14 protein-coding genes and 1 pseudogene are annotated in these 15687 nt (G+C 71.8%); 10 read left to right on the top strand and 5 right to left on the bottom strand.

All coding sequences use genetic code 11. The features are described 5' to 3' along the window. Positions 1 to 66 precede the first annotated feature (66 nt). Positions 67 to 912: an SDR family oxidoreductase gene (locus AB5J54_RS37430; protein ID WP_369148398.1), complete on the bottom strand. Its 846-nt coding sequence runs from the start codon at positions 910 to 912 to the stop codon at positions 67 to 69. A 129-nt stretch (positions 913 to 1041) separates the two neighbouring features. On the opposite strand from AB5J54_RS37430, the gene AB5J54_RS37425 reads away from it, so the two are divergent. The 6 genes and pseudogenes from AB5J54_RS37425 (at position 1042) to AB5J54_RS37400 (ending at position 6032) form a co-directional block, all read left to right on the top strand. Continuing rightward, the gene (locus AB5J54_RS37425) at positions 1042 to 1617 is read left to right on the top strand and encodes a TetR/AcrR family transcriptional regulator (protein WP_369148397.1); all 576 of its coding nucleotides are present in this window, start codon (positions 1042 to 1044) and stop codon (positions 1615 to 1617) included. Between the two features lie 172 nt (positions 1618 to 1789). Further along, positions 1790 to 2674 carry a class I SAM-dependent methyltransferase gene (locus AB5J54_RS37420; RefSeq protein WP_369148396.1) on the top strand — a complete coding sequence of 295 codons (885 nt, stop codon included), beginning with the start codon at positions 1790 to 1792 and terminating at the stop codon, positions 2672 to 2674. Between the two features lie 135 nt (positions 2675 to 2809). Next, entirely contained in the window at positions 2810 to 3277 is a 468-nt protein-coding gene (locus AB5J54_RS37415) for a MarR family winged helix-turn-helix transcriptional regulator (RefSeq protein WP_369148395.1), read from the top strand. A 222-nt stretch (positions 3278 to 3499) separates the two neighbouring features. Further along, on the top strand, positions 3500 to 4768 hold the full coding sequence (locus AB5J54_RS37410; protein ID WP_369148394.1) for an MFS transporter: 1269 nt from the start codon (positions 3500 to 3502) through the stop codon (positions 4766 to 4768). Positions 4769 to 4872: 104 nt separating this feature from the next. After that, positions 4873 to 5166: pseudogene (locus AB5J54_RS37405) on the top strand (nuclear transport factor 2 family protein); the annotation flags it as partial. 17 nt (positions 5167 to 5183) lie between these two features. Then, positions 5184 to 6032: an aldo/keto reductase gene (locus AB5J54_RS37400; protein ID WP_369148393.1), complete on the top strand. Its 849-nt coding sequence runs from the start codon at positions 5184 to 5186 to the stop codon at positions 6030 to 6032. An 84-nt stretch (positions 6033 to 6116) separates the two neighbouring features. Here the strand turns inward: AB5J54_RS37400 and AB5J54_RS37395 are convergent, their stop codons facing one another. After that, entirely contained in the window at positions 6117 to 6917 is an 801-nt protein-coding gene (locus AB5J54_RS37395; RefSeq protein WP_369148392.1) for a DeoR/GlpR family DNA-binding transcription regulator, read from the bottom strand. Positions 6918 to 7171: 254 nt separating this feature from the next. Here AB5J54_RS37395 and AB5J54_RS37390 point away from each other — a divergent pair, with 254 nt between their 5' ends. The 3 genes from AB5J54_RS37390 (at position 7172) to AB5J54_RS37380 (ending at position 10680) form a co-directional block, all read left to right on the top strand. Continuing rightward, the gene (locus AB5J54_RS37390) at positions 7172 to 8122 is read left to right on the top strand and encodes an SIS domain-containing protein (RefSeq protein WP_369148391.1); all 951 of its coding nucleotides are present in this window, start codon (positions 7172 to 7174) and stop codon (positions 8120 to 8122) included. Positions 8123 to 8208: 86 nt separating this feature from the next. After that, positions 8209 to 9045 carry a ketose-bisphosphate aldolase gene (locus AB5J54_RS37385; protein WP_369148390.1) on the top strand — a complete coding sequence of 279 codons (837 nt, stop codon included), beginning with the start codon at positions 8209 to 8211 and terminating at the stop codon, positions 9043 to 9045. Positions 9046 to 9171: 126 nt separating this feature from the next. Beyond that, on the top strand, positions 9172 to 10680 hold the full coding sequence (locus tag AB5J54_RS37380; protein ID WP_369148389.1) for a DUF4246 domain-containing protein: 1509 nt from the start codon (positions 9172 to 9174) through the stop codon (positions 10678 to 10680). A gap of 73 nt (positions 10681 to 10753) precedes the next feature. Here the strand turns inward: AB5J54_RS37380 and AB5J54_RS37375 are convergent, their stop codons facing one another. The 3 genes from AB5J54_RS37375 to AB5J54_RS37365 all read right to left on the bottom strand — a co-directional run bounded on the left by AB5J54_RS37375 (position 10754) and on the right by AB5J54_RS37365 (position 14552). Continuing rightward, positions 10754 to 11170: a hypothetical protein gene (locus AB5J54_RS37375; RefSeq protein WP_369148388.1), complete on the bottom strand. Its 417-nt coding sequence runs from the start codon at positions 11168 to 11170 to the stop codon at positions 10754 to 10756. Positions 11171 to 11245: 75 nt separating this feature from the next. Beyond that, positions 11246 to 13030, bottom strand: coding sequence for an FAD-dependent oxidoreductase (locus AB5J54_RS37370; RefSeq protein ID WP_369148387.1), 1785 nt, complete (start codon positions 13028 to 13030; stop codon positions 11246 to 11248). Between the two features lie 97 nt (positions 13031 to 13127). Then, positions 13128 to 14552: a tetratricopeptide repeat protein gene (locus AB5J54_RS37365; RefSeq protein WP_369148386.1), complete on the bottom strand. Its 1425-nt coding sequence runs from the start codon at positions 14550 to 14552 to the stop codon at positions 13128 to 13130. 172 nt (positions 14553 to 14724) lie between these two features. Here AB5J54_RS37365 and puuE point away from each other — a divergent pair, with 172 nt between their 5' ends. Continuing rightward, positions 14725 to 15663 (top strand): allantoinase PuuE, encoded by a 939-nt coding sequence (gene puuE / locus AB5J54_RS37360; RefSeq protein ID WP_369148385.1) that lies wholly within the window; start codon positions 14725 to 14727, stop codon positions 15661 to 15663. Positions 15664 to 15687: the final 24 nt, after the last annotated feature.

Genomic DNA, 15687 nt, shown 5'->3' with positions numbered 1-15687 from the left:
ACGTACAGACCGCACGCACGTCGGAAAGTCATCGCCGCGCCCGAAGCCTCATGCGGTGAGGACCGTTCAGCGGACCCAGGCGCTGGTCAGTGTGTGGACGGCGGAGCCGTCGAGGTCGGCGAGCGTGGTGCCGACGAACGCGCGGGCCCACTCCGAGGTCTGGACGCGGAACGGGGGCCGGTCCCCGGTCAGGGCCTCGATGATCGGGGCCGCGGCCTCGAACGGGGTCTGGGCGTTGCCGAAGGACTCCTGGGTGCGGGCGACGTACGCCTGGAGGGCCGGGGCGTACGGTCCCGCCTCGGCGATCATGGCCGGGATGTCCAGGCCGATGTTGGCGACGAACTCGCTGGCCACCGCGCCCGGTTCGACGACGGTGACGTCGACACCGACGGTGGCGGCGACGGGGGCGAGCGACTGCATGAAGCCCTCGACGGCGAACTTCGCCGCGCAGTAGGCCTCGTTGAAGGGCTGCCCGACCGCGCCGCCCACGCTGGTGACGGTGATCACCCGGCCCCGGGACGCCCGCAGGTGCGGCAGGGCGGCGCGGGTGGCGGCGACCACGCCGAAGAAGTTGACCTCCATGGCGGCACGGACGTCGTCGAGGCTCATCTGCTCGACGGTGCCGACCTGCGCGGCGCCGGCGTTGTTGACCAGCGCGTCGAGGCGGCCGTGCTCGGCGATCACCTCGTCGACGCAGGTGGTGATGCTGTCGGGGTCGACGACGTCCAGGCGCTTGACCTGGATCCGGTCGGTGACCGCGTGCTCGGCCGCCGCCTTGAGCAGGGCCTCGGCCTTTCCGGTGTCACGCATGGTGGCGACGACGGTCCAGCCGGCCTGGGCGGCGGCCACGGCGGCGGCCAGGCCGATTCCGGAGGACGTACCGGTGATCAGGACGGTCTTCTCGCTGGCCATCAAGGGGTCTCCTTGTCTGTCGAACGGAGCACCGGCCGATAACCGGGGAACTCCCCATTTAGATGGGGAGGCTAACCGGGGAACTCCCCGGTTGTCCAGCTAGACTGGATTCCGACGAAGGGAACAGCCTTGACCACCCAGCCGAGCGTCTTGCGCGCGGATGCCCGCCGCAACCGGGAGCGCATCCTCGAAGCGGCCGTACGCACCTTCGCCGAGAAGGGCGCGGACGTTCCGATCGACACGATCGCCAAGGCCGCCGGCGTCGGCTCGGCCACGCTCTACCGGCACTTCCCCACGCGCGAGGCGCTGGTCGAGGCCGCCTACCGGAACGAGCTGGCCCGCGTCTGCGACAGCGCCGCCGAGCTGCTGGCCGAGCTGCCGCCGGACCGGGCCCTACGCCTGTGGATGGACCGGTTCATCGACTATCTGGCCGCCAAGCAGGGCATGGCGGACGCCCTGCGGGCCGCCGTCGCCTCCGGCGCGGACCCCTTCGCCGAGACCCTGGACCGGCTCGGCGCGGCGATCGACTCCCTGCTCCACGCGGGAGCGGACGCCGGTCTCCTGCGCTCGGACGTCGACGCCTTCGACGTCGGCCTGAGCCTCGCCGGCGTCGCGCTGATCACGAGCGCCCCGGCCCAGCGGGACCGGTCCGGCCGCCTCCTCGACCTGCTCCTCGACGGGCTTCGCCACGGGGCGGACGCGTAGCCCGCGGCAAGCCGCGGCGGGGACCGCTCCATCCGTGACCCGAATGCCTCCGGCGCGGCGCGCTCCGCCCGTACCGCGCGGAGCATGGGAAGGACCGGCGGCGCCGCTTCCGTACCGCGGCCGCCCCCTGCCCAGGCAATACCCGCAGCCCTCCCGCGGAAAGGGTCCCGTCATGACGTCCAGGAACTCGTCCGACGACCCCGCCTCCCCGTCCCCCGCGCCGGACGGGGGCCGTTACGGCGAGGACGTGTTCCGGCCCGAGCAGCCCGGCGAGGGCGAGCGGATCGATCTCGGGGCCCTCGCCTACGACGATCTGACCCTGTCGCGGCTGCGCGCCCTCGGCGCCGGGCCGGGGTGGCGCTGCCTGGACATCGGCGCCGGTACGGGCACGGTCTCGCGGCGCCTGCTGCGCGAGGCCGAGGTGGCAGGCGTGCTGGCCGTCGACCGCGATGTGCGGTTCCTCGCCGAACGGCCCGTGCCCGGCCTCGACGTCCTCCAGGCCGACATCACGGCCCCGGACTTCGCGCCGGGCCGGTTCGATCTGGTCCACGCGCGGTTCGTCCTCATGCATCTGCCGCAGCCCGCGCGGACGGTGTCGGCGCTGGCGGGCCTCGTCGCTCCGGGCGGGGTGCTGGTCCTCAGCGACGCGGTGGATCCGACCTACGACCGTACGGGCACGGGGCACGCGGCATCGGACGGCACCGGCGCGGCCGACACGCCGTACGCCGCGGCCATGCGCGCGATGTGGCGGGGGCTGCGCGCCTCCATCGGCACGGACGTCTCCTGGGTGCCGTCGTATCCGCAGCTGCTGCGCGCGGCCGGCCTGAAGGCGGTCGGCGCGGAGATGTACGTGCCGCCACTGCTGCCGGGAAGTCCGATCAGCCGCTTCTGGGCGGACACGTGGGAGCGGAGCCGGGCGTCGATGGTGGCCACCGGGCTCATCGACGACGCGGGCATCGACGCGGCGGTCCGCTACCTGGACTCGGACGCGTGTGCCGCGCTGTCCGCCGGGATGCTCACCGCCTGGGGTCGCCGGCCCGGGACGCCGCAGCCCTGACGCCGTCGCGGAGGGCCGTCGCCACGCACCCGGACGCCATTATTTATTTGCAGCCGCTCTTTATACGCTCTCGCCGTTTTTTGCGCCCATGACGTACCCTGGGGTTCACAGAGCATCGGAAGGAGACCGGACCCCATGACCGCCACGGACCCCGCACTGACCGCACTCGCCAGCGGCTGGGGCGCACTCTCCCTGCTGCACGGCCGGATCGAGTCGCACATCGAACGCGCCCTGCAGTCCGGGCACGGTCTGAGCGTGCGGGAGTTCTCACTGCTCGACGTGCTCGGCCGGCAGCACGACGGCGAAGGCGGGCACCTGCAGATGAAGCAGGTCGCCGACGCGGTCGTCCTGAGCCAGAGCGCCACGACACGCCTGGTCACCCGCCTGGAGGACCGCGGGCTGCTGTCCCGGTACCTGTGCCCCACCGACCGGCGCGGCATCTACACCGACGTGACCCCCGCCGGCCGGAAGCTCCTCGACGAGGCCCGGCCGACCAATGACGCCGCCCTTCGCCAGGCACTGGACGAGGCCGCCGAGAACCCCGAACTGGCCTCACTGGTCGCGGCGGTCGAAGCCGTCGACGTACCGACACAGGGCGCCTGACGCCCGCCCGGCCCAGCCACCGCCCCGCCGCCCCGCCTGCGACGCCACAGCCCCCGTCCGAGCTCCACGCCCGGGCGGGGGCTCTTTGTCGCGCCCACACAGGGCCGCGCACGCCCATTCCCGGACTGCACAACCTGCCCGCGTTTGCATTTAACACGCGCATGCAATTATTGTGAGAGCACGCTAGGAGCTCGCTCAAGCAAACAGGAAGGGTTGAGCCCAATGCCGCTCGCGCTACTCGCTCTCGCCGTCGGGGCCTTCGGAATCGGCACCACCGAATTCGTGATCATGGGGCTGCTGCCCGAGATCGCCGCCGACTACGGCGTCACCATCCCCACGGCGGGCCTGCTGGTCACCGGATACGCACTCGGCGTCGTCCTCGGCGCACCGCTGCTCACCGTGCTCGGCACGAAGGTGAGCCGGAAGCGGATGCTCATGCTGCTCATGGGCCTGTTCGTGCTCGGCAACCTGCTGTCCGCGCTCGCCCCGAACTTCGGGATGATGCTGACCGGCCGCGTCGTCGCCTCGCTCGCCCACGGCTCGTTCTTCGGGATCGGGTCGGTCGTCGCCGCCGAGCTGGTCGCACCGGACAAGAAGGCCGGCGCCATCGCCACCATGTTCACCGGACTGACCGTCGCCAACATCGTCGGCGTACCGCTGGGGACGTTCATCGGGCAGGCGGTGGGCTGGCGCACCACCTTCGCGATCGTCGCCGCGCTCGGCGTGGTCGGACTGCTCGGCATCTCCAAGCTCGTCCCGGCCGTACCCCGCCCCGAAGGCGCCCGTCTCCGCGGCGAGCTGACGGCCTTCCGCAACCCGCAGGTGCTGCTCGCGATGGCGATGACCGTGCTCGGCTTCGGCGGTGTCTTCGCGGCCATCACCTACATCGCGCCGATGATGACGCACGCCGCCGGCTACTCCGACGGCGCCGTGACCTGGCTGCTCGTCCTCTTCGGCATCGGCATGTTCCTCGGCAACCTGCTCGGCGGCCGCTTCGCCGACCGGGCGCTCATGCCCCTGCTGTACGCCACTCTGGGCGGCCTCGCGATCGTCCTGGCGCTCTTCACCGTGACCGCGCACCACAAGATCCTCGCCGCGGTCACCATCCTCCTCGTCGGGGCGCTCGGCTTCGCCACCGTGCCGCCGCTGCAGAAGCGCGTCCTCGACCAGGCGCACGGCGCGCCGACGCTGGCCTCGGCCGTGAACATCGGCGCCTTCAACCTCGGCAACGCGCTGGCCGCCTGGCTCGGCGGCATGGTCATCGCCGCCGGCTTCGGCTACACGTCCCCGAACTGGGTCGGCGCCGCCCTGGCCGCGGCCGCCCTGCTCCTCGCCTTCTGGTCGGCGGCGCTGGAGCGCCGTACCCCCGCGAAGGACTCCGGCGGAGCCACGGACGAGGCCGGTTCCGTCGAGGCCGGTTCCGTCGAGGCCGTTTCAGTCGAGGCCGGCACCGTCACGGCGACCGCCGCCCCCACCCCTGTACACCACTGATCCCCCCCCGTCCCGTCCCCCCCGGGAGCAAGCCTCCATGAACACCCCCCCCACACCCGGACCCGCAGGAGGTCTTCGCCGACCACGGCCGGCGCCTCGGCACCGGCGACCCGGACCTCATCAGCGAGAACTACACGGAGGACGCCGTCTTCCTCACTCCCGAAGGCGTCCTGACCGGACGCGCGGGAGTCCGCGAGGGCATCGGCCGACTGCTGGCCGACCTCCCCGACGCCGAGTGGCAGCCGACCCCGCAGTTCGCCGGAGACGTGCTGTTCCTGCGGTGGGCCGCCACCGGCAGCGCCCACGAGGTCACCGACGGCGTGGACACCTTCGTCTTCCGCGACGGGCTCATCAGCGCCCAGACCGTCCGCTACACCCTCTCCACCCGCACCAAGTGAAGGAACACCCGCACATCATGGCACCGTCCACCACGCCCGCCGTCCCCGCCGTCCCCACTGTCACGCTGAACAACGGCGTCGAGATCCCGCAGCTCGGCTTCGGCGTCTTCCAGGTCGCCGACGACGCGACCACCGCCGCCGTCAGCTCCGCCCTCGAGGCCGGCTACCGCAGCATCGACACCGCCGCCGTCTACGGCAACGAGGCCGGCGTCGGCCGCGCCCTCGGCGCCTCCGGGCTGGCCCGCGAGGAGCTGTTCGTCACCACGAAGCTGTGGAACGCCGACCAGGGCTACGACGCCACGCTGCGCGCCTTCGACGACAGCCTGGCCAAGCTCGGCCTGGACTACGTCGACCTGTACCTGATCCACTGGCCCACCCCGGCCCGTGACCTGTACCGCGACTCCTGGCGCGCCCTGGAGCGCCTCGCCGACGAAGGCCGGATCCGGGCCGCCGGCGTCTCCAACTTCCAGCCCGAGCACCTGCGCCGGCTGATGGAGGACGCCACGCTCACCCCGGCCGTCAACCAGATCGAGCTGCACCCCGCGCTGCAGCAGTCCGAGCTGCGCGCCTTCCACGGCGAGCACCGGATCGCGACCGAGGCGTGGAGCCCGCTCGCGCAGGGCGCGGTCCTCGACGACCCGGCTGTCACCGCGATCGCCGCCGCCCACGGAAAGTCGCCGGCGCAGGTCGTCATCCGCTGGCACCTGCAGCTCGGCAACGTGGTCATCCCCAAGTCGGTGACCCCGGCCCGGATCCGCGCCAACTTCGACGTGTTCGACTTCGTGCTCACGGACGCCGAGATGGCGACGATCGCCGGTCTCGACCGCGGCCTGCGCACCGGCCCGCACCCGGACGAGCTGAACTGACCCACGCGCCCCACCGGGCGCATGCCCCTCCCCTGCCCTTCCGGGCGGCCGCGCTGCCCGGCTGCCCGGAAGGGCGCGGAGGGCTCAGACGGTGATCACTTCGATGCCCGCCTCGGAGAGCTTGGCGGCGATGTCCGGAGCGATGCCGGAATCGGTGACGATGACGTCGATCTGGTCCAGGCCGCAGATCTTCGCGAACGCGCGCTTGCCCATCTTCGACGAGTCCGTCACCAGGATCACCTTGCGGGCACGCTGGGCGAACAGCCGGCTGATGCCCGCCTCGTCCTCGTGGTGGGTCATGACACCGAGTTCGGGGTCCACACCGTCGACCCCCAGTACGGCGACGTCGAGGACGACCTCGTTCAGCACCCCCACCGTCAGCGGGCCCACCAGCTCATAGGTCTGGGGCCGCGCCACCCCGCCCGTGGCCACGATCTTGAACTGCGGCCGCACGGCCAGCTCGCCCGCGATGTTCAGGGCGTTGGTGACGACGGTGTACATCGGACCGGACTGGCTCTCGCCCGGCTCGGCCGATCCGCCCCCGGCCCGCAGGACGAGCGCGCGCGCCACTTCGGTCGTGGTCGTGCCGCCGTTGAGGCCGACGACGTCCCCCACCGCCAGCAGGTCCGCCACGGCGCCGGCGATCCGCTGCTTCTCGGAGGTCCTGCGGGAGGACTTGTACCGCAGGGGAAGCTCGTACGAGACGCCGTGAGCCATCGCTCCGCCCCGCGTGCGGACGAGCAGTCGCTGCTCGGCGAGCTCGTCGAGGTCCCTGCGGATGGTGGCGGGAGAGACCGACACGGCGGCGGCCGCGTCCTCCACGTCCAGCTTCCCCTCGACGGCCAGCAACTCGAGGAGCTTGCTCCACCGCTCCTGCTTGGACATGCGTCACACCCTTCCCGGACCCCTGAGACATCCGTCGCACGTCCCTGAATCCCGACGGCCACCCGGCCGCACGGCGTGCGCGAAGTTGATCGTAGCTCGACGGCATCGCACCTCGCAGTGGGGTGACCTCTGGAGCAGGATGCTCATAACTGCTCGAAATAACGTCTCTTCGAGCAACTCTTGACATCATTCACGCACTCAATAGAGCATTGGTCTAGTCAAGCCCCTGCGTCCCTACGAGCCCAAGGAATCCCGTGCCCCCCTCCGAGACCTCCCGCACTTCCGTCGAGATCGCTTCCCAGCCGGGCACGTGGAGGCGTGCGGCCGAGTCGCTCGCCCTCTTCGCCGACGCCCTCCCCCGACGGGGAGAACGGGTCGCCGTCGTCGGCTGCGGCACCTCCTGGTTCATGGCCCTCGCCTACGCGAACCTGCGCGAGGAGGGCGGGCACGGCGAGACCGACGCGTTCGCCGCGTCCGAGTTCCCGCACGGCCGGGCCTACGACCGCGTGCTCGCCATCACGCGTTCCGGAACCACCACGGAGGTCCTCGACCTGCTGACCCGGGTCAAGGGCGTCATCCCCACCGGCGCCATCACCGCCGACCCCGAGACCCCCGTCATGACGGCCGCCGACGCCGTCGCCGTACTCGACTTCGCCGACGAGCAGTCCGTCGTCCAGACCCGGTTCGCCACCACGGTCCTGGCCCTGCTGCGCGCGCATCTGGAAGCCGAGAACGCCCTGCCGGCGGGGGTGCGCCCCCTGGAGCGGGCCGCCCTGGACGCCGAGCGCGCCCTCGCCGAGCCGCTGGAGCCCGCCGTCTGCGCGGCCGAGCAGTTCACCTTCCTCGGCACCGGATGGACCTATGGTCTCGCCCTCGAAGCAGGCCTCAAGATGCGCGAGGCCGCGGGCGCCTGGACCGAGGCCTACCCCGCCATGGAGTACCGCCACGGCCCCATCAGCATCACCGGCCCCGGCCGCGTCGCCTGGCTCTTCGGCCCCGCGCCGCAGGGACTGGCCGAGGACATCGCCCGCGTCGGGGGACTCCACGCCGCCGCGTCCGGCGACCAGGCCGATGCCCTCGACCCGCTCGCCGACCTCGTGCGGGCCCAGCGTCTCGCCGTCCACCTCGCCGAGGCCCGCGGTTACGACCCCGACCGCCCCCGCAACCTCACCCGCTCCGTCATCCTCGACCACGCCTCCGCCTGAGGTCAGAACGGCCGGTGACCTGGATGCCGCTGTCCACGTCACCGGCCGTGCTCCGTCACCGCCCCACCGCTTCCTGGAGAACACCCATGCCCCTCGCCCCCACCGACGACATCATCGGCCCCGCACGCGCCGCCGGCACCGGCGTCGGCGCGTTCAACGTCGTACAGATCGAGCACGCCGAGGCCATCGTCACCGGAGCCGAGCGCGCCGGACTTCCGGTCATCCTGCAGATCAGCGAGAACACCGCCCGCTACCACGGCTCCCTGGCTCCGACAGCCCTCGCCTCCCTCGCCATCGCCGGCTCCGCCGCCGTCCCGGTCGCGGTCCACCTGGACCACGCCGAGTCCACGGAACTCGTCGAGGAGGCCGTCGAACTCGGCTTCACCTCGGTGATGTTCGACGCCTCCAAGCTGCCGTACGACGCGAACGTCCGGGCCACCCGGATGATGACCGACCTGTGCCACCGGGCCGACGTCTGGGTCGAGGCGGAACTGGGTGAGGTCGGCGGCAAGGACGGCGCCCACGCGCCGGGCGTCCGCACGGACCCGGACGAGGCCCGCGCGTTCGCCGCGGCCACCGCGGTCGACTCCCTGGCCGTCGCGGTCGGCAGCTCGCACGCGATGCTCACCCGTGACGCCGCGCTCGACTTCGACCTCATCGCACGGCTGAGGGCCGCGCTCGACGTACCGCTCGTGCTCCACGGCTCCTCCGGCGTCGACGACGCGGACCTGGCGAAGGCGGTCGCCGCCGGGATGACGAAGGTCAACATCTCCACCCATCTCAACAAGCTCTTCACCGCGACGGTCCGCGAGCGGCTGGAGGAATCCCCCGGCGTCGCCGACCCCCGCAAGTACCTCGGTCCGGCGCGTGACGCGGTGGCGGCGGAGGTGGCCAGGCTGCTGGGTGTCCTGGCCGGCCGCTGACCGCGGGAGGACGAGCCGAGGGGCACCGGGAGCTCGGGCGACCGGCGGCGACGACGTCCGGCTGCGGTGTCAGTGCGCTGACGTATTCTTCCGGCCACCGCACACCGACTCGGAGGAACAAGAGAATTGACCGGCAAGCCTGCGTTCCCGTTGCCCTTCCGAACGTCCCGATCCCTCTCGTTCGCGACGCCCCGCACGCTGCGCGAACTGGAGATGATCCAGTGCAGCGCGCACCTGCGGACGAAGCCGGGGTGGTTCGACAAGAGGAACGACTCCGACATCGTCGCCCGATGGACGCGGGAAGCGGTCTCCCAGGGCCTCACCGAGGCGCAGGTTCGTTACGTGCTCGCCGAACTCGCGCACTACGCCGCGCTGCGGGACGAACGGACCGGTGCCGAGGTGTCCGCCGTCGACGGGGTGTGGCAGTCGGACACGCTGGTCGACGACAAGCTCAGGTCCCGGCTGCGCGAGGCGGTCCGGGTTCTGGAAGAGGTCCCCGAAGCGGAGCGGGACTGGCATCCCGGGTCCGACGGCCAGGTGCTCGACCTGGTCCATCCCTCGCTGTTCTGCCTGGCGAGGGAGGCGAGCGGCGCGCCGGAGCGGGCTTGGGAGAACCCGACGGACCGCTACGCGAAGTACGAGTTCTCGGAGAGGTTCCAGTGGCTGCCCACGGACGTCGACGTCAGTGACGACGGCGACGTCGCCTTCCGCTCGTACGTCAACAACGTCCATCCGGAGACCCATCACGAACTGGCCGCCGTCCTGCCGGAGCTGTTCGCACGCTTTCTCCCCCTGCTGGAGAACGTGCTCACCGATCTGCGGCATCCGCGGCCCCTTCGGGTCGAGGCCGATCCCTACGGGTGGTACGGCCCGGAGCCGGAGTATCCGGACAAGTCCTCCTACAGCGATGACGAGGCCTACGAGAAGGCCTACCGAGCCTGGCGACAGGCCCAGGACGAGTGGTGGGAGAACCGCCGCCCGGTCGTCCCGGACGCCCCGGACTTCACCCCGCCCGAGCTGCCTGACGCCTCCGCCCGGGTCGACCTGCGCGGCCGGCGCCTCCAGGTCATCGTCAAGCTCGCCACCATCCATCTGACCCCGGACAAGCCCGAGTACGCCGGTGGTTCCTGGCATGTCGAGGGGATGCTGAACGAGCGGATCGTCTCCACCGGCATCTATTACTGGGACAGCGAGAACATCACCGAGAGCCGGCTGAGTTTCCGGGCGGCGCTCGACGACCCGGAGTACGAACAGAACGACGGCCACGGTCTGCGGGAGGTCTACGGCCTGGAGGACGAGGACGCCCTGAACCAGATGCTGGGATCGGCATCGACCCCGGAGGGCCGGTGCCTGGCCTTCCCGAACGTCCTGCAGCACCGCGTCGGCTCGTTCCGTCTCGCGGACCCCACGCGCCCGGGACACCGCAAGATTCTCGCGTTCTTCCTCGTCGACCCATCGGAAGCGATCGTCTCGACGTCCGACGTGCCGCCGCAGCAGCCGTGGTCCGACACCTCGACGATGACGCTCGAACAGGCCAAGGACTTCCGCGAACAGCTCATGCGGGAACGCAAGTTCTTCGTCGACGAGCACAACGAGCAGCTCTACGAGCGGGAGTTCTCCCTCTGCGAGCACTGAAACCGGGTTCGCGGCCGCCGAACGCGCGAGGTGAGGCCCCGGCGGGGCCTCACCCGCGTCCGGGCGTGTTTTCTTACGGGTGGCCGTACCTCACGCACTTGAGGTACACGATCCCGGCGCCGTCCGATCCGTTGTCCAGGCAGACCCGCACCACCGCCGCTCCGCCCGGAGCATCCGCCGGCACGAGGATGGAGAACGTGTCGCTCGCCCCGCACACACTGCCGGACAAGCCCACGCCCATCTGGTTGTTGGACGAGTCGAGCGTGAACGCCGTCGTACCACGACAGCTGTTCACGTCGACCGACTTGTGCTCACCGGCCACCACCACCGACCGCCCGTACCAGGTGATGGTGCCCCGCGTGTACGTCTGGCCGTAGGTGACGTCGAAGGTGCTGACCGGATAGTCGGCGGCAGTCGCCGGTGGGGCGGCCAGCAGAGCACCGCTCGTCAGCGTGGCAGAACCGAGGGCGACAGCAAGGCGGGTACGCACGTCGTCTCCAGGAGTGTCGGCGATACGGGCAACGGCCAGTATCCGAGGGCTTGTTGACCGTTGTCGACACCGCCCTCAGCCCACGTCCAGCGCGTTGCGCAGGCCGAGGCGGTGGCGCAGGCGGTCGTGGCGTTTGAGGCCCTCCAGCTCCGGGGGCCGGAAGAGGGGCCGCACCGTGCAGCGCGGGGCGGTCGAGCCCGTTCGGTCGAGGAGTGCGTTGACGGCCTGACGTGCGGAGGCGTTGGCGCCCTCCATCGTCGCCAGGTCGATGTCGACGGCCACGTAGTCGCCGGCCAGGAAGAAGTTGGGGATCCTGGTGGCGGCGTGCGGGCGGTTGTGGAAGGTGCCGACCGGATGGACGAGGAGCTGGTCCTCGTTGGTCGGGTTCGGGGTGCCGAGGCCGTCGACGCCCGGGTCGAGGAACCAGGAGTGCAGCGCGCTGTCCTTCAGCACCGTACGGCCCGTGTCGTTGAAGGCGGCCTTCAACTGCGCCCACACCTCCCGGGCGACCTCCGCGCGGGTGCACTGCTTGGCCGTCTTGCCGTAGAGGATGCCGGGCCGGTCCCACTCCGAGATGTCCACCGAGAGACAGTCGACGGCGACACCGTCGCCGTAGTCGGCCGGGAAGTCCCGGGACGGCCAGTGACGCGCCTGCTGAATCGATGTCAGGGACCATGGGGAGTCGATGCAGTTGGCGTGGCCCGCCAGGAGCGGGGCCCGTTCCGTCAGGTAGAACTGGATGCCCGTCATCCAGTCCGTCTCCAGCTCGTCGCACCGCGCCAGCTGCGGGTCCGCCGCCCGCAGCGCCGCGCCCCAGGTCCGCCGGGCGTGCTCCACCGGCATCGCAGAGACGTAGTGGTCCGCGGTCACCGAGCGGCGGACGCCCTGCGGGTCCTCGACGACGGCCGCGCCGACGCGCCCGGTTCCCGCGTCGTAGGCCAGCTCCCGTACGGTCCAGCCGATGCGGAACTCCACACCGAGGCTTGCCAGATGAGCCGCCCACGGGTCGATCCAGGCCTCGTTCGTGGGCAGGTTCAGGATCCGGTCGAGGGGTCCGTCGGCGCCGCGCCCCAGGGCGTTGAAGGCGAAGGCCTCGAGGAGCGTGGCGACCGTGCGGGTGCTGGCCTCCTCGGCCTTCGTCGCCACGATGTTGCGGGTGAGTCCGACGGCCAGGATGCGCTGGTAGTCGTAGCTCATCCGCTCGGCCCGCAGGAACTCCCACCAGGGTGTCCGCTCCCATGCCTCGTCGCGCCGCTCGTCGCAGCTGGTCAGGAAGACGAGGAAGCGGTTGACGAAGTACGCGGTCTCGTGGAGCGGGAGGGAGCGGGCGGTGTCCAGGAGCGCGGTCAGGGCACGGCCGATCTCGTCGAGGGTGAGCTCGGCGGGCCGGTGGCCCGGCCACGGGAGCGGGATGCGCAGGTCCTCGCGGCCGGTGCGGGCGAAGGACATCTCCGCCGGGGCGACGAGGTTGTCCCAGACGCCGTTGGCGTTCCCGGGGAACGGGATGCGCCGCATCGTGTCGGGGAGGTTGTGGTAGATGCCGGGGATGAACCGGAAGCCGTGCTCGGCGGGGAGCGGGCGCCGGCCGCCGCGCGCGCTGTCCGGTACGTCCATGGAGCGGGCCTTGCCGCCCAGCGCCCGGCGCTCGTAGACGGTGACGCGGAAGCCGCGCTCGGCCAGTTCGTGGGCGGCGGTCAGGCCCGCGACGCCACCGCCGAGCACGGCCACGGACTGCGGCGCGGACGCTTCCGCGGCGACGGCCGGTACGACTCCGAGGGCGGTCGCCCCGACGGCGGCCGCCCCGGTCGCGGCGGCCGCGCCCGCCACGAAGGTGCGTCGTGAGGTGCCCGTACGGTCCATGCCCCAACCCCTTTACCGGCGGTAACCTGACATCCGACGCAGGAGCATAGGGCCGTCCCCCGAGTCCCGGAAGGTGTATCCCGGCCCCCTTCACACGTCAGAACCGGTCGGCCGTGAGGTCTCCGCACCGGCCGAGCCGGCGTGCCTCGTCACGGGCTGCCGCGGCCCTGGGGGCATCACCCAGTGACTCCGCCAGGCGCGCCCTGCTCAGCCAGTTGTACGGGCTGTCGGGACGCAGCGCGGTCCGCTCGCTGATCAGGACACGCGCCATGTCGTGCCGCCCGGACCGCAGGGCCGCCTCGACGAGGGTCTTCTGGAGTGCGTCGCGCTGGGCGTGGCTGCCTCCGAACTCGTGGAATCGCCGCCGCAGCGGCCACAACAGCTCCAGGACGGTGTCGTGGTCGCCCCCGGCGTGGGCGACCAGGGCCTCGCACACCGGCAGGCCCACGTGCGCGGTCATCGCGTGGTTGCTCACCGCTCGCGCGCTCGGCTCCGCGAGCCACCGGCGGCGGTCGGCGATCAGGCGCCGCGCCTCCCCTACCCGGCCGGAGCCGACGTACGACATGACCGCGTGCACGTCGTTGAAGGCGTAGAACGGCGGATCGGCCCGTGCGGACCAGGCGTCCGCGAGCGCCTCCCAGCGGCGGGTCTGATCGGATCCCGCGAGGTGGAAGCGCCACAGCATGGCCGCCGCGTCGAGGAGCTCCATCGCGAGACCACGGGATCCCTGATGGTGCAGTGCGGCGTCGTAGATCCCGAGCGCCTCGTCGGTGCGGCCCGCCTCCAGGGCGTAGAGCGCGTAGTGCCACCAGTTGTGGACGGTCAGGAAGTTGCCTGCGGACCAGTCCTCGGTGCGTGCGTCGAGATAGGCCATGCCTTCGGCGAAGCGGCCCTGCATCTCGTAGGTGTGCACGACGGCGTGGATGGCCCACACGTCGTGGCGGTTCCGCTCGACGGCGGCCGATCCCGTGTCCCGGGCGTGGGCGTAGTGCCCGGACTCCTCCAGGCCGAAGGCGTACATGCCCAGGACCGGGCCCCGGTGGGGGTCGTCCTCGTCCCAGGCGGACAGGGCGCCGCCGATCCTGTCGCGCAGGCGCAGGGCGTCACCGGTGAGGAAGTCGAGCTGGTGCCCCACGAAGAGCGCGAGCGCGTCGCGCGGGTGGGCCACGGTCAGCTCCTCCAGGAGCGCGCTCCCCCGTCGCAGGTCGCCCGCGAGGAGGCTTGCGGCGGCGGCCGTGTGCAGCCGCTCCCTCGGGGGCAGGCCGGTCACGTCGAGGCAGGACGCGAAGCCCTCGAACCGCCGCCGTGCCGCCGCGGCGTCGTTCGGTTCGGTCCCCAGCACCCCCAGATAGGCCGCGAACGCGTGCGCGACCGGTGAGGCGGGGACGGCCGCGAGGAGGCCGTCGACCTCCCCGGTCACCTCGGGTCGGAAGAAGAGCAGCGCCTCGACCGCACGGTCGAGCCGCTCGGCCGCCTCCGATGTGCCGTTGTACAGGTCGTGGCCGTGCCGGTCGGTCGCCACCGCTGATCACCTCGTCAGGAGAGCCGTCTCATCGGATCGGCGCCCGCGACGAGGGACGCCGGTTCCCATGGAGCCAGGATCGGACGCCGGGGCACAGTCCCTGAACAGGTGATCCGGCCGTCGTCGCCGTGCCTCGTCGGGGCGGTGGCCGGATCGCGGTAGCGTGCCGCCCGTGTCCGAGCACCCGCGCGACCTCGTCGGTTACGGCGCCGAACCGCCGCATGCCGCCTGGCCCGACGGCGCCCGTGTGGCCGTCAGTCTGGTCCTCAACCACGAGGAGGGCGGCGAGCACAACGTCCTCGACGGCGACCCGGCCTCGGAGGGGTTCCTGCACGAGGTCGTCGGTGCGCCGCCCGTGACCGGTGGCCGTGACCTGAACGCCGAGTCGATGTTCGCGTACGGCTCGCGGGCCGGGTTCTGGCGCATCCACCGCACGGTCCGGGCGCACGGCGTGCCGCTCACCGTCCACGCCGTGGGACAGGCCCTCGAGCGCCATCCGGACGCCGCGCGCGCGATGGGCGCCGCCGGCTGGGAGGTGGCCGGGCACGGCTGGCGCTGGATCGACTACCGCGAGGTGCCCGAGGACGTCGAACGCGCCGACATCGCGCGTACGGTCGCGACGATCGAGCGGCTCGTCGGACGCCGGCCCGTCGGCTGGTACACCGGGCGGACGAGCTCCGCCACCCGGCGTCTCGTCGTCGAGGAGGGCGGATTCCTCTACGACTCCGACGACTACGCGGACGATCTGCCCTTCTACGTCGAGGCTGCCGGCCGGCCGCACCTCGTGGTGCCGTACAGCCTCGACGCGAACGACTTCAAGTTCCTGCTCGTCCACGGGTTCACGACCGCGGACGACATGCTCGCGTATCTCGTCGACACGTTCGACACCTTGCACGCGGAGGGTGCCGAACGGCCCCGCATGATGAGCGTCGGCCTGCACGGCCGGATCATCGGCCGGCCGGGCCGCATCCGGGCGCTCGACGGCTTCCTACGGTACGTCGCGCAGCGGGGCGCGGCGTGGGTCGCCACGCGCGAGCAGATCGCCCGGCACTGGCTGGCCGCACACCCCCCACCGCCTCCGTCGCCTGTGCGAACGGCGCCACCCGTGTGAGGGAGCGCGCGTCGACGCGATCAA

The organism is Streptomyces sp. R44 (assembly GCF_041053105.1).
Classification (GTDB): domain Bacteria; phylum Actinomycetota; class Actinomycetes; order Streptomycetales; family Streptomycetaceae; genus Streptomyces.
The sequence above is the reverse complement of the archived record's forward strand: the minus strand, read 5'-3'. Positions and strand labels throughout refer to the sequence as shown.